General features: G+C 42.2%; 13 protein-coding genes. 3 read left to right on the forward strand and 10 right to left on the reverse strand.

Going from position 1 to position 13,615, the window contains the following annotated elements; translation table 11 throughout:
- The first annotated feature begins 148 nt into the window (after positions 1–148).
- Positions 149–316: a hypothetical protein gene (locus ACEQ1T_RS05220; RefSeq protein ID WP_206838509.1), complete on the forward strand. Its 168-nt coding sequence runs from the start codon at positions 149–151 to the stop codon at positions 314–316.
- Positions 317–350: 34 nt separating this feature from the next.
- On the opposite strand, the gene efp is transcribed toward ACEQ1T_RS05220, so the two are convergent.
- The 4 genes from efp to ACEQ1T_RS05240 all read right to left on the reverse strand — a co-directional run bounded on the left by efp (position 351) and on the right by ACEQ1T_RS05240 (position 3,171).
- The gene (efp, locus tag ACEQ1T_RS05225; protein WP_370221955.1) at positions 351–908 is read right to left on the reverse strand and encodes an elongation factor P; all 558 of its coding nucleotides are present in this window, start codon (positions 906–908) and stop codon (positions 351–353) included.
- Between the two features lie 25 nt (positions 909–933).
- Complete coding sequence (locus ACEQ1T_RS05230; RefSeq protein WP_206838512.1) at positions 934–1,995, reverse strand: Xaa-Pro peptidase family protein; 1,062 nt, start codon at positions 1,993–1,995, stop codon at positions 934–936.
- Position 1,996: 1 nt separating this feature from the next.
- Positions 1,997–2,443: a type II 3-dehydroquinate dehydratase gene (gene aroQ, locus ACEQ1T_RS05235; protein WP_206838513.1), complete on the reverse strand. Its 447-nt coding sequence runs from the start codon at positions 2,441–2,443 to the stop codon at positions 1,997–1,999.
- Between the two features lie 197 nt (positions 2,444–2,640).
- Complete coding sequence (locus ACEQ1T_RS05240) at positions 2,641–3,171, reverse strand: YqhR family membrane protein (RefSeq protein WP_206838515.1); 531 nt, start codon at positions 3,169–3,171, stop codon at positions 2,641–2,643.
- A 440-nt stretch (positions 3,172–3,611) separates the two neighbouring features.
- On the opposite strand from ACEQ1T_RS05240, the gene ACEQ1T_RS05245 reads away from it, so the two are divergent.
- Complete coding sequence (locus ACEQ1T_RS05245) at positions 3,612–4,001, forward strand: SA1362 family protein (protein WP_312886149.1); 390 nt, start codon at positions 3,612–3,614, stop codon at positions 3,999–4,001.
- A gap of 78 nt (positions 4,002–4,079) precedes the next feature.
- Here the strand turns inward: ACEQ1T_RS05245 and ACEQ1T_RS05250 are convergent, their stop codons facing one another.
- The 4 genes from ACEQ1T_RS05250 to ACEQ1T_RS05265 all read right to left on the reverse strand — a co-directional run bounded on the left by ACEQ1T_RS05250 (position 4,080) and on the right by ACEQ1T_RS05265 (position 9,986).
- Positions 4,080–4,964, reverse strand: coding sequence for a patatin-like phospholipase family protein (locus ACEQ1T_RS05250; RefSeq protein WP_206838519.1), 885 nt, complete (start codon positions 4,962–4,964; stop codon positions 4,080–4,082).
- Between the two features lie 105 nt (positions 4,965–5,069).
- The gene (gene splB, locus ACEQ1T_RS05255; RefSeq protein WP_370221956.1) at positions 5,070–6,095 is read right to left on the reverse strand and encodes a spore photoproduct lyase; all 1,026 of its coding nucleotides are present in this window, start codon (positions 6,093–6,095) and stop codon (positions 5,070–5,072) included.
- A gap of 145 nt (positions 6,096–6,240) precedes the next feature.
- Positions 6,241–8,802, reverse strand: coding sequence for a vitamin B12-dependent ribonucleotide reductase (locus ACEQ1T_RS05260; protein WP_206838525.1), 2,562 nt, complete (start codon positions 8,800–8,802; stop codon positions 6,241–6,243).
- A gap of 347 nt (positions 8,803–9,149) precedes the next feature.
- A complete protein-coding gene (locus tag ACEQ1T_RS05265) occupies positions 9,150–9,986 on the reverse strand; it encodes a biotin/lipoate A/B protein ligase family protein (protein ID WP_370221958.1) in 837 nt (278 codons plus the stop codon).
- Between the two features lie 182 nt (positions 9,987–10,168).
- Between ACEQ1T_RS05265 and ACEQ1T_RS05270 the strand changes: the two genes are divergently transcribed.
- Positions 10,169–10,552, forward strand: coding sequence for a rhodanese-like domain-containing protein (locus ACEQ1T_RS05270; protein WP_009332920.1), 384 nt, complete (start codon positions 10,169–10,171; stop codon positions 10,550–10,552).
- A 252-nt stretch (positions 10,553–10,804) separates the two neighbouring features.
- On the opposite strand, the gene gcvPB is transcribed toward ACEQ1T_RS05270, so the two are convergent.
- Both gcvPB and gcvPA read right to left on the reverse strand, forming a co-directional pair.
- The gene (gene gcvPB / locus ACEQ1T_RS05275) at positions 10,805–12,265 is read right to left on the reverse strand and encodes an aminomethyl-transferring glycine dehydrogenase subunit GcvPB (protein WP_370221959.1); all 1,461 of its coding nucleotides are present in this window, start codon (positions 12,263–12,265) and stop codon (positions 10,805–10,807) included.
- Positions 12,258–13,604: an aminomethyl-transferring glycine dehydrogenase subunit GcvPA gene (gene gcvPA, locus ACEQ1T_RS05280; protein WP_206839293.1), complete on the reverse strand. Its 1,347-nt coding sequence runs from the start codon at positions 13,602–13,604 to the stop codon at positions 12,258–12,260. The genes gcvPB and gcvPA overlap by 8 nt, the downstream gene beginning before the upstream one ends.
- Between the last annotated feature and the right edge of the window lie 11 nt (positions 13,605–13,615).

Raw genomic sequence — 13,615 nt, forward strand, 5'->3', positions numbered from 1 at the left:
ATCCAGCCTGGAACCATAGACATAGAAAGCCAAATCACAGCAGAGTTCACCTATTATAGCTAAGAAATTTTCGTCTTATAATCATGAGGAAAAAGCTAATACTAATTATGTGTCACATAGTAACTTCCCGGAGAAATGAGGTTTGAGGATGAATGAGAACTTAGGAGAATTTTTAAAAAACCAGAAAAAAGGCGACAGGGCTTATCTCGGCGGAACACGCGATAATAGAAATGCCCCTGCATCTGACCCTGATTATAATAATCGCAATGATACTGACATATCCCCCGGTGCTGAAGGCAGGAAATATAAAGGATAAAAAAAAATCCCGAGAAATCGGGATTTTTTTAAAATTATGCACGTGACACGTATGAACTATCAGTTGTATTGATAATCAGCTTATCTCCTTCATTAACAAAGAAAGGAACTTGTACAGTCAGGCCTGTTTCAAGTGTAGCAGGCTTCGTTCCGCCGGAAGCAGTATCCCCTTTAATGCCTGGTTCTGTTTCAGTCACTGTAAGCTCAACAGAGTTAGGAAGCTCAATTCCGAGAGACTCTCCCTGGTAAAGCATAATAGCAACTTCCATGTTCTCTTTTAAAAACTTTAATTCATACTCAATTGCTGATGCAGGCAGCTCGATTTGCTCATAAGACTCATTGTCCATGAAAACATGCTGATCTCCATTAGCATAAAGGTATTGCATTTTACGATTATCGATTTGTGCTTTCCCTACTTTTTCACCTGCGCGAAAGGTTTTTTCCTGAATAGCACCTGTGCGAAGGTTGCGCAATTTGGAACGTACAAATGCCGCTCCTTTTCCCGGTTTAACGTGCTGGAAATCCATTACACGCCAAATGCCGTTATCAACTTCAATCGTCAATCCCGTACGAAAATCGTTTACAGAAATCATGAGTTTGTCCTCCTAATGTGTACAATTAAAGAATAATCAATTCTTTAGTAGAGTGAGTAAGCGTTTCATTGTGATCCTTTGTAATGACTGTATCATCCTCAATGCGGACACCGCCGAGGCCCGGTATGTAAATGCCCGGCTCCACCGTTACAACCATTCCAGGTTCAAGTATAACATCAGACTTAAATGACAATGCAGGCCCTTCATGCACTTCAAGCCCGATGCCATGTCCGGTAGAATGACCAAAATATTCGCCATAGCCTTTACCAGAAATATAATCACGAGTTAAGGCATCTGCTTCTTTGCCGCTCATTCCCGGTTTGATGCCTTCCATCCCCCGCTCCTGAGCTTCCTGCACAATTGTATAGATTTCTTTCAGCTTATCTTCAGGTTCTCCAACAGCAACCGTACGAGTAATATCTGAAACATAGCCCTTATAATAAGCGCCGAAGTCCAGTGTGACAAAATCGCCTTTTTCAATAACTTTATCACTGGCGACTCCATGCGGAAGAGCAGAACGGTATCCGGATGCTACGATAATATCAAACGATGATGAAACTGCACCCGCTTTTCTCATAAAGAATTCTAATTCATTGGAAACTTCCAATTCAGTAATTCCTGGCCGAATGACATCAAGAATATGTTTAAAAGCAGCATCTGCAATGTCAGCTGCCACCTTTATTATCTTAATCTCTGAATCGGTCTTTATCAAGCGTAACTTTTCAATTGTGTCAGAAACTGGGACAAGCTCAGAGTTAACAGCTTTTTCATAGGCTTTATAGGATGAGAAAGCCAAATGATTCTCTTCAAAGCCAAGCTTTTTGATCCCAAGCTGTTCAGCCTGTTTGGCAACTTCTTCTGTAATTGCACCAGTATGCTTCACAATTTCATACCCTTCACACTGTTTAGCTGCCTGTTCTGTGTAGCGGAAATCGGTTATGAAGAGTGCTTTATCCGCACTGATTAATACCACGCCGGCTGAACCGGTAAAACCAGTCATATAACGGCGGTTGAAACTGCTGGTAATCAGCATTCCATCTATCCCAGACTCAGTAAAGCGTGTGCGTAATTTTTGTATTTTTTCCATATTATCCTCTCCCCTTTTGAAAATCCATTAATGCATGGAAAGCCAGTTCATACCCTTTAAAGCCCAGACCGACTATTTGGCCCATTGCAGCGGGTGCAATGACAGAAGTATGCCTGAATTCTTCCCTGGCATGAACATTTGAAATATGTACTTCGATCAAAGGAACCTGGATTCCTGCAACAGCATCCCTGATCGCGTAACTATAATGGGTAAATGCGCCAGGATTGAAAATAATACCCTGTGTGCCATCTTCATTGGCGAGGTGAAGCTTGTCAATGAGTTCCCCTTCATGATTTGACTGAAAACAGGTCACTTCTGTCTCATGTGAAGCACCCAATGCTTTCATATTCTGCTCCAGCTGATCAAGCGTTTCTTTTCCATAAACACCTGGTTCCCTTTTGCCGAGCAGGTTTAAATTTGGCCCATTTAACAGGAGTATTTTCCCCATGTTCAACCCCCTCTTACATAGTTGCTGACAGGCCTCTCTTTCTATTCTTGTCTACTCTCTGACAGCATCGAAAAAGAATGCCCATTAAGAACATTCTATCATAAAGCAAAATTTCATACAGTTCTGATGTATAGCGCTTTTCGCAAAATTCATCATTACTGCATAAAGATTTAACATTCGCCATTATGCTTTATCCATCAAGTTAAATCCGGATCTGTCCGGGCCTTTTTTTCATCTTCATTCTTGCCTCGGATTTCATGAGCTTCATATGATATGGAATACCCTACGAATACGCCAAATAATATATAAAAACAGATCGATGTGATAATTGTATTCCGCCCTAGATCCCAAAACGGGCTGATTCCAGGGAATATTGGGTTGAGTATAAAAAATACCAGTAAAAAAAGGGCAACTCCATAGCCAGCTCCCACGAAAATACTTTGAAATTTCCGCAGCGCTGCATAATAAATTAAGGCCGCCACAATTGAAATTGCGCCAATAAGGAAAATTGAGATCAGAGTTCCCAGCCAGCCCTCTTTCCAGGCCCCAATCGTCCAGGGTTCGAGAATGACATTAGGGCGAATTTCGGTAAAATTAAACACGTAAGCCAGATAGGCCAGGCCGCTCCAAAGAATGCCTCCAACCAGTCCGGTAATGACCACCATTGCCATAAAAGACATTGGCCTCTCCCTTTGATCCTGTTCCAAGCGCTCCTTTTCTTCTGCCACTTTGCGCCACCTCCTTTTCCTATTATGTCCACTCACATTTATTCCATTGCATCAGATTTAAAATAAATGCAGATTCGAATAACCCTCCGGCAAAGATCATTCATATTTTTTATATAATTTCCTGTTGTAGAGAGGTTTTATGAGATTTTAGGTCGAATAAAATAATTAATGATACAGTCCTTTGATTTTTGCTTATTTGAGGCAATGTGTGTTCCGGGACTGGTGTTCATAGCATAAATTTAAGTATAGGCAGCATGCGGGATACTCTTTGGTAAGTACGCAGCTATTCCTGATACTTTTTAAAAGTTAATATTCTGCTGTTTAAATTGTAAAGAAATAGGAAAAGAAAAATATGAAGACAACTTTCATTAATTATTTCGATAAACTTTAGCTTATATAGTTTAAAAGCTTATAAAATTGCTCATCATGCTTTTAGGGAGGTGGCTTTCTTGAAAAAACCATTTACATTTTATATTGTCTCCGGGCTCATTATGCTAGCTGTCATCGGAGTTGCCGTCAGCCTGATCTCTAATCCTGCCGGTTTTTTGCAGAGAATAGCTGTCATTGTCATCATTGGTGCTGTAGTATACTTTCTTTTTCAGCGCTTTAACAGATCTAATCCCTCAAAGCGGGAGCAGCGAGCTTTTATAAAGGCAGCCAAAAAATCCAAAAGGCGCTTTAACAATAATAAAGAAATGGGCTCAGCCAATGGAAGGAAGGCTTCTGTAGGTTCCCTTACTTCGATTAAAAAGTCTAAGAAAAAATCTTCTCCACACTTGACAGTCATAGAAGGCAAAAAAGGCAAAAAGAAAAATCGAGCCTCCCTTTAATTCGGGCTCGATTTTTTATTTTTATAAGGTAAGTTCTGAATTCTGGGGGAAACTTCCGGATCAAGCTCCTTGTTTTTCTTAATAGCTCCATGATGAAAAAAAGTCCTCCGCGCATTGCCTGCCGTGCTCCAGAAGGTCTCTTTTCTTCTGCTCGGTTATATTAAATTCCGCAGTCAGTACGCCATCCGTTGGAATGAAAATAATATTTTGTGCATGTTTTCTCGAAATGTACCTTGCATCATGCGCGTCCTTCATCGTTTCAAAAAGCGCCGCATACATTTGTATGGCGTTGTCGATTTTATTCGGCGGCCGTTCGCTCAGATTATGGCTTAACTTTATCCCGAGCACTGGCCTTGTCTTTTTCACATTTTCCTTATCAAATAGCCACATGGGAAAATTGCTTAGTACCCCTCCATCAACGATAACATTTGTGCTGCTGTAGCCATTCAGCTTGACCGGCTCAAAAAAATACGGGAGGCTGCAGCTCATCCTGATAGCTTTTGCTACAGGAAATGAAGCTGGATCAATGCCATAATGCACAAGATCATCAGGCAGTACAACCAGCCTTCCGTTTGTAAGGTCTGACGCTATGACCCTCAGCGATTGCGGCGGCAAATCTGAAAATGTTCTAATCCCCCTGTCAGCCAGCTTCTGAGCCATCCAGCTTTCCAGCTCCGACCCTTTATATAATCCCAGACGCCAATACAGATTAAGCCATTTTCCGACTGCAAAGGGTATGAATGTTTTTCTTTCATCAAGAAGCTTTTTGACTTCAAATTCATCGACGAGCTGATATATTTCCTCACTTGTATAATTGGCGGCAATTAAAGCAGCCACAATGGATCCTGCACTTGTTCCAGCAACCCGTTTGAATCGAAATCCCCTTTTATGGACTGCTTCATATGCGCCGATTAAGGCAAAACCTTTGATGCCTCCTCCAGAAAAAACACCATCTATATACATGAAAGCCACTCCTGTCGATGTACTTGCTCATAGAGGAACACTTACTTATACATCTTTAATCAGGAGTTTTTTAAAATAGTACGGCTGACAAGCAGAATTTCATAATTAGGTAAAATATTGCACTTCTGCTTCTGGAAAATAAGAGTGAATATATCCCCTAATTGTATTTTCCAGATCATTTGCTTCATCAGTCGGATACACATATTTACCTATTCCATATCTTCCCCACTTATATTTGCGTTTTTCTTCATCCATTTCCAGCTTTGTTTTCGGGTAGCGTTTTTCAATTACCTTTTTGGCCGGCTTTGTAAATCTGTGCTGGATTAACTCGAAAGTTAATCCTTCCAGATTAATGCCTTCGAGTGATTTGCTTAACCTTTGAAAAAGTTCATGGTACCCTTCGCGCCAATCATCATGCATGTAAATAGGCGCCACGATAAAGCCAAGCGGGTAGCCGGCATTGGCTACTTTACGGGCAGCTTCAAGCCGATCGTCGAATGAGGAGGTGCCAGGCTCAAAGTTTTTTATTACAAACCGCGAATTAACACTAAAACGAAATCGGGTTTTCCCATTATGTTTAGCATCAAGCAAATGATCGACATGATGATACTTGGTGACAAACCGGAGCTGGCCATACTCCGTCTGGCCAATAAATTCAATTGTTTTTTTCAGGGAATGGGTCAAATGATCAATCCCTACGATATCGGAAGTACATGCAGCTTCAAATCGCGTAAGCTCCGGCTTTCTCTCTTCCATATATTTAGAGGCCTGCTCAAAGATTTCTTCAAGGTTTACATACGTGCGAATATATGGCTTGCTTCCAAGTGTAGTTTGCAGATAGCAATAATGACAGTGGCCCATGCAGCCTGTAGCAAGGGGAATGGCGTATTCTGCCGAAGGTTTGGATGTATCAAATTTCAGAGTCCGTCTGATGCCTACCACCAAAGTGGATTTCGCATTGCGGTATTTCTGCAATTCGTTATCACCCGGAATATTTCTCACCTGGTTGTGTGATGTTGTTTCCCTAATTTCCAAATTCAGTTTTTCAAATTTTTCCTTCAGCTCTCTTCCCAGGGGATATTCAAGAGCTTGAGGTTCTATATAAACCAGCTGAGGGATAAATGGCTTCATTAGGCATACCTCACTTTATCAATTTGTCCAGCCAGCAAAAAAATCACCGCTGAACCCTATGAGTGTAGTATGATCCAAATGATCCAACAGCAAAAAAAGAAGATGGAACAATTATTTCCATCTTCTTTGGTCTTTTAAATTATTTTTATAAACCGCATTTCAGCTGTGCATTACAGTTAGTGCAAGTATTGCAGCCGCCGATTTCTTTGACTTTTCCTTTACGGCATACAGGGCATGTATTGCCGACCTCCGAACCGATTGTTACGTCGGTTGAACGCAGGTCGCTGATTGTATCAACCAGCACTACATGCTGCTTTGATTTTTCTTTTTTGACTGTATCTGTACCGTCAAAGCTGTTCTCTTCAGCCTTCAGCGTCAATACTTGAGAATCGCGTGATCCGTCTACATAGACTGTGCCGCCCTTTGCGCCGCCGCGGTATAAGCGCTCATACACCTTCTCAACCTGTTCAACACTATAGCCCTTCGGTGCGTTTACTGTTTTACTGATCGAGCTGTCGATCCAGCGCTGAATCACACATTGAACATCTGCGTGTGCTTCCGGAGCAAGATCCATCGCCGCCACAAACCATTCAGGCAGATTATTAGGATCTGCATCCGGATTGCGGTCCAAATATTCCTGAACAATATCTGCCTTCACTTCAATGAACTTGCCTAAGCGTCCGCTTCTAAAGTAGGAGAAGGAAAAATACGGTTCAAGACCTGTAGATACTCCAACCATGGTACCTGTGGATCCGGTAGGAGCAACAGTCAGTAGATGTGAATTACGGATTCCGCTTTCTAAGATGGATCCACGGATATCCTCTGGCATTTTCTGCATAAAGCCTGTTTCTGTAAAAGCTTTGCGAAGACGATTCGTTTCCTCAGGATTGTCACCTGTTAAAAATGGGAAGCTTCCTTTTTCCTTCGCAAGCTCAACAGACGCTTTGTAAGCTGTTGCTGCGATGGTTTCGAAAACTTTATCAATCAGCACATTGCCTTCTTCAGAACCATATTCTGTTTCGCAATAGATCAGCAAATCATGAAGCCCCATAACGCCAAGACCAACACGCCGCTCGCCTAATGCCTGCTTTTTATTTTCTTCAAGGAAGTATGGTGTAGCATCTATTACGTTGTCCTGCATACGTACTCCTACTTCAACAGTACGCTTCAGCTTTTCAAAGTTAACGGTCTTATTTTCCTTATCTGCCATTTCTGCAAGGTTCACTGCTGCAAGGTTGCAGACAGAATATGGCGCGAGAGGCTGTTCGCCGCATGGGTTTGTTGCTACAACCCTTTGTCCGTAAGCCTGTGCATTGGTCATGTCGTTGGCATTATCAATAAAGAAAATACCTGGCTCTGCTGAGTATGTTGCACAGATATTAATCAGATTCCAAAGTTCTTTAGCTTTGATTTTGCGGTGAACACGGACTTTATAGCCAAGGTTTCCCCATTCTCTGACGTCACCGACTTTATGCCATTCTTCGTTGTAGGTTTTCATGGTGTCAGCATCATATGATTCAACATCTGGGAAGCGAAGCTCATATTCCGCATCATTTTCAACTGCATCCATAAATTCTTTTGTCAGGCAGACTGAAATATTTGCCCCAGTAAGGAATTCAGAATTATGAACACTGTAAGTACCGCCAGTTTCCAGTTTTTCTTCAGCATCCTTTATGATTTTATCACTGAATCCGCCGTAGCCGGGAATGCTCTTGTAATTAATAATACCCTGGTACATGGCCATTTCCTGTTCGGTAAATGGAGTGAATTTTAATTTTTCTTTAGCATATTTTTTTATTGTTTCATCATTAGTAGTTTCAAGAAGGAATCGTAAAATTCTTGGGTTCTGCATTTTCGAAATGATGAATTCGATAATGTCCGGATGCCAGTCCGCCAGCATAATCATCTGAGCGCCCCTGCGGGAACCTCCCTGCTCCACAAGGTGTGTAAGCTTCGCAATATCATCAAGCCAGGATACGGAACCAGATGACTTGCCGTTTACTCCTTTAGCCAAAGTGTTGCGCGGTCTTAGAGTTGAGCCATTTGTCCCAACTCCTCCTCCTCGGCTCATGATTTCCATTACCTGCTTGCGGTGTTCGGAAATTCCTTCACGGGAGTCCTGTACGAATGGCATTACGTAGCAGTTGAAATACGTAACATCTGTGTCGGCACCCGCTCCATACAATACGCGGCCAGCCGGAATGAAATTCAAGTTTTTCAATTCCTGATAGAATTTTTCAAACCATTCTTTTTTCTTTTCTTCGGTTTTCTCAACAGATGCCAGACCTGTTGCGTTACGCTTGGCGATTTGCTCATAGAAGATTTCAAGGGGCTTCTCGATTACATCAAGAGGCTTTGTAATAATGCCTGTTCTAGATTCTTCCGGATCATCCAGCACGCCTCTGTAATCTTCCTCTACTAAAACTTTGGCTGTCTTGTTTTCCCAATCGATATCCTGGATAAAGCCCAGGCCCCGTGCAGGAAATTTAGGATCCTCTTTGATGGTGAGAACAACGAAGTCACCATTTGTGAGTGTTACTTTTTCGGTGTCTTTGAAAGTGTAGCGGTCAAGCATAACTAAGCGGGAAACACCTTTGTGGGTCATTTTCATATCTGGGGTTACAGGATGAACCTGAGGAAAAAGACGGATGTCCTTGTTTAAACGATCAATGTTCAATTTCATTTTTTGTCCTAGAGCAACAGACATTGTTACAACTCCTTCTAAATTCAATTATCAATTAATGTGTAAACCATATGGGCAGATAGAGTATATCTATCTGTTTTAAAAGAGTACCCTAAAGTTACCATACCTCAAACCTCAAAATCAATATATAGTGTCCTAAATATTTTCGACACCACTACATATTGTGTCAGGTTCAGCTAAATGTGATTTTGTCAAACTTAAAATATACTAAAATTTAAAGAAAAACAGAGTTAATAGCCGATTTCCGACAATTAACGATAAATTTTAACATATTTTGAAGCTTGCACTTTTACAGGGCAGCAATTGGAAAATTATTCATTAAAAAAAGAGAAAAAGCGACTTTGCCGCTTTTATCTCTTATAGTTCCAGTCATCACTTTCATATCGCTCTTTTGCGATTTTTTGTACATATGCCATTTCTTCATCTGTAAGCTTATAAGGTTCAAGTTCAATATTCAAGCCTTCTTCAAATCCCTTTTTGAAAGCTGTTTTTGCTTGATCCAGGGTGATTTTTTCAGTTGTCAGCTCATTAATGGCAACAGCTTTATTTTTAAAAGCTCTTTGCATTCTTTCTTTGACTCTGTCATTCGGATACTTGAACAGGCTGAACAGCTTGTCTTCATCCAAATCAAGTAGGATGGAACCATGCTGAAGGATTACCCCTTTTTGCCTTGTTTGTGCACTTCCCGCCACTTTACGGCCTTCTACTACAAGTTCATACCAGCTGGGGGCATCAAAACAAACAGCAGATCTTGGATTTTTCAGAGAGTCCCTTTCTTCAGCTGTCTTTGGGACTGCGAAATAAGCTTCCATCCCAAGTCCGTGAAAACCTTCTAAGATCCCTTCAGAAATGACTCTGTACGCTTCTGTAACTGTATTCGGCATTTCGGGGTGGGCTTCAGGAACGATCACACTGTAAGTGAGTTCATGTTCATGAAGCACACCTCTTCCGCCTGTAGGCCTGCGGACAAATCCCAATCCATGCTGCTTAACAGCTTCCATATCTATTTCTTTTTCAACCTTTTGGAAATAACCGATTGAAAGAGTGGCCGGATTCCATCCGTAAAAACGGATTACAGGTGGCATTTTGCCCTCACTGTTCCAGTCAAGCAATGCCTCATCCAAAGCCATATTAAAAGAAGGTGACCCCTCTCCTGAATCGATAAATCGCCAAACTTCTTTAGTCATATGTAGCCCTCATTTTCAGATTCTTTAACTAGTCACATGCGGTTAATAGTCTACCAAAGTTCCAGAGAAATTTAAAGCAAGTTGAATTTCCATAACAAATTTAACAGATTTCCTTTACTCCTATTAGGAAAGGCTTATATAATATTAGTTGGCTTACCTATGTGTGAAAGGAGAAAGACATATTGGAAACACTTTATTTCATTCTTATCATTTTGGGTGCAATCATTACCTATTCCGTGATAACCTGGTTTTATCAGCGCCGAATTGTTAAAACGCTTACGGAAGACCAGTTCAGAGAAGGCTACAGAAAAGCCCAATTAATCGATGTACGTGAACCAAATGAATTTGAAAACGGCCATATTTTAGGTGCCCGCAATATACCGCTTTCACAAATGAAAATGCGCATGAAAGAATTGCGTCCGGACAAGCCAGTCTACTTATATTGCCAAAGCGGCATGAGAAGTGCGAGAGCTGCCCAGTTTTTGCATCGTAAAGGCTACAAAGACCTTTCACACCTGCAGGGCGGATTTAAAAAATGGACAGGAAAAGTGAAAGCGAAAAAATAGCAATATTTGAAAAGACCCCGTTATCTTAACGGGGTCTCTTGATTGGGGACCCCTCAGCTAAGTTCAATCATAATCCACTCCTCACCACCGCTGTTGTTTTCTCTTTTAGCCCGATACTCTTTCCCTTGTTTTCGGATCTTTTCCCCGCAATCGGTGCATTATTCCCGAATTCCCCTATTCCTTCCCAGAGTTCACAATTAGTCTACAAGCCAAAAAAAAAAAGAGTGCCCTCTAAAGGACACCCTTTTCCGTTTATTGCTTTTGATAGCGAAGAACCGGCTTTCTTGCAGCCATTGTTTCATCCAGACGGCCAATTACAGTTGTGTGAGGGGCTTCCTGAACAATCTCAGGGTTTTCCTCAGCTTCTTTAGCTATTTGAATCATGGCGTCGACAAAAGCGTCGAGCGTTTCTTTTGATTCTGTTTCTGTCGGCTCAATCATAATGCACTCTTCCACGTTAAGCGGGAAGTAGATGGTTGGCGGATGGTAGCCAAAGTCAAGAAGTCGCTTGGCAATATCCAAAGTACGTACGCCAAGCTTCTTCTGGCGCTTTCCGCTTAAAACAAATTCATGCTTGCAATGTCTGTCAAATGGCAGGTCAAAGAATGGCTCAAGCCTTCTCATCATATAGTTTGCATTTAGTACCGCATTTTCCGTAACAGCCTTCAGTCCATCCGGCCCCATTGTACGGATATAAGTATAAGCCCGGACATTGATTCCGAAGTTTCCGTAATATGGCTTTACACGTCCGATTGATTGCGGGCGGTCATAATCAAATTCATATTGGTCACCATTCTTAACCAATACAGGCTTCGGAAGGAAAGGAATCAGATCCGCTTTTACGCCGACTGGGCCTGATCCCGGTCCTCCGCCGCCATGCGGTCCTGTAAAGGTTTTATGAAGATTAAGGTGAACAACGTCAAATCCCATATCTCCAGGGCGTGCTTTTGAAAGTACTGCATTCAGGTTAGCTCCATCATAGTATAGCTTCCCGCCGGCGCCGTGAACAATCTCAGCCATTTCAAGAATGTTTTCTTCAAACAAGCCTAAAGTATTCGGGTTAGTCAGCATAAGGGCAGCAGTATCCTCGCCAACCACTCTTCTTAAGTCCTCTAAATCCACTAATCCATTTTCATCCGATTTAACAGTTACTGTTTCAAAGCCTGCGACTGTCGCGGATGCAGGATTTGTTCCGTGTGCAGAGTCAGGAACCACTACTTTAGTACGCTTTGTATCGCCATTCTCTTCATGATAAGCACTGATCATCATTAATCCAGTCCATTCTCCATGTGCTCCTGCAGCTGGCTGAAGCGTCACTTCATCCATTCCCGTAATTTCAATCAGATGCTCCTGCAGATCATACATCAGTTCCAGGGCACCTTGAACAGAGCTTTCATCCTGCAGCGGGTGCAAGTGGGCAAAACCATTAAAACGCGCTACATTCTCATTGATTTTAGGGTTGTATTTCATTGTGCAGGACCCCAGTGGATAAAACCCTGAATCAACGCCATGATTGCGTTTAGAAAGTGCAGTATAATGACGCATGATATCAAGTTCGGACACTTCCGGCAGCTCTGGCTCTTCCTCTCGCAGGTAGCCTTCAGGAAGAAGCTCGACCAGGTCAATTTCCGGAATATCCATTTCAGGCAAGCTGTAGCCGATACGGCCTTCTGTGCTTAATTCAAAGATGAGTGGCTGATCTTCCTTATGCATGGTAATCCCCCATTTCTTTAACGAATGCATCGATTTCTTCCTTCGTTCTCAATTCCGTTACAGCAACAAGCATATGATTTTTAAGGCCAGCATAATCTCTGCCCAAATCGTAGCCTCCAATAATATCCTTTTCAAGAAGCTTTTGATTTACTTCTTTAACAGGCTTATTCAGCTTGATGACAAATTCATTAAATGAAGGGCCTTCAAATGGAACTTCAAAGCCTGCAGCCTTGAATTGCTGTTTTGCATAATGGGCTTTTTGCATGTTGGCAGCGGCCATATCCCTTACGCCCTTCTTGCCAAGAGCAGTCATCGCTACAGATGCCGCTAGTGCGTTTAGAGCCTGATTGGAACAAATATTGGAAGTTGCCTTATCGCGGCGGATATGCTGTTCACGTGCCTGAAGAGTAAGCACGAAGCCGCGGCGTCCCTGATCGTCTACCGTTTGTCCGACAAGACGTCCCGGCACTTTTCTCATTAGCTTGGATGTTACGGCAAAATATCCGCAATGCGGGCCTCCGAAAGCTGTAGGAATTCCGAAAACCTGGGCATCTCCTGCTACAATGTCTGCCCCGAATTTACCCGGAGGTGTCAGTGTGCCAAGAGCAAGCGGGTTGCTTGAAACAACAAACATGGATTTATGGGCATGAATAATTTCCTCAAGCTCTTTTAAAGGCTCAACTCTGCCAAAAAAGTTAGGATATTGTACAATGACAGCTGCTATGTCATCGCCAATCATTCCATTTAAAGCTTCCAGATCTGTGATCCCGTCTTTATGAGGGATTTCAATCACTTCAATATACTGGCCCTTTGCATATGTCTTAACTACTTCTTTAGATTCAGGATGAACTGCGCTTGAGATAAGTATCTTTTTGCGGCGTGTGCTGCCTGCGCTTAGCATGGCTGCTTCGGCAAGCGCTGTTCCGCCATCATACATGGATGAGTTGGCAACATCCATTCCTGTTAACTCACAGATCATTGTCTGGAATTCAAAGATTGCCTGGAGCTCACCCTGGGAAATCTCTGGCTGATAAGGAGTATAGGCAGTATAAAACTCTGAACGGGATAAAACATGATCAACAATGATTGGCATGTAATGATCATAAACACCCGCACCAAGGAAAGATGTATTTGTGCGAAGATCAGCATTTTTCTGAGCCATTTTAGTAAGCTCTTTCAGTAAGGCTGTCTCTGATTTAGCCGGCTTGATTTTATATTCGCCCTTAAATCTTACACTTTCGGGAATATCACTGAATAGTTCTTCCACAGAACTGACGCCGATTTTTTCAAGCATTGCTTTCTGGTCAGACTCTGTCATCGGTAAATAGCGATGTTTCATCATTTTCTCCC

This window comes from Cytobacillus sp. (genome assembly GCF_964223445.1).
Classification (GTDB): domain Bacteria; phylum Bacillota; class Bacilli; order Bacillales; family Cytobacillaceae; genus Cytobacillus.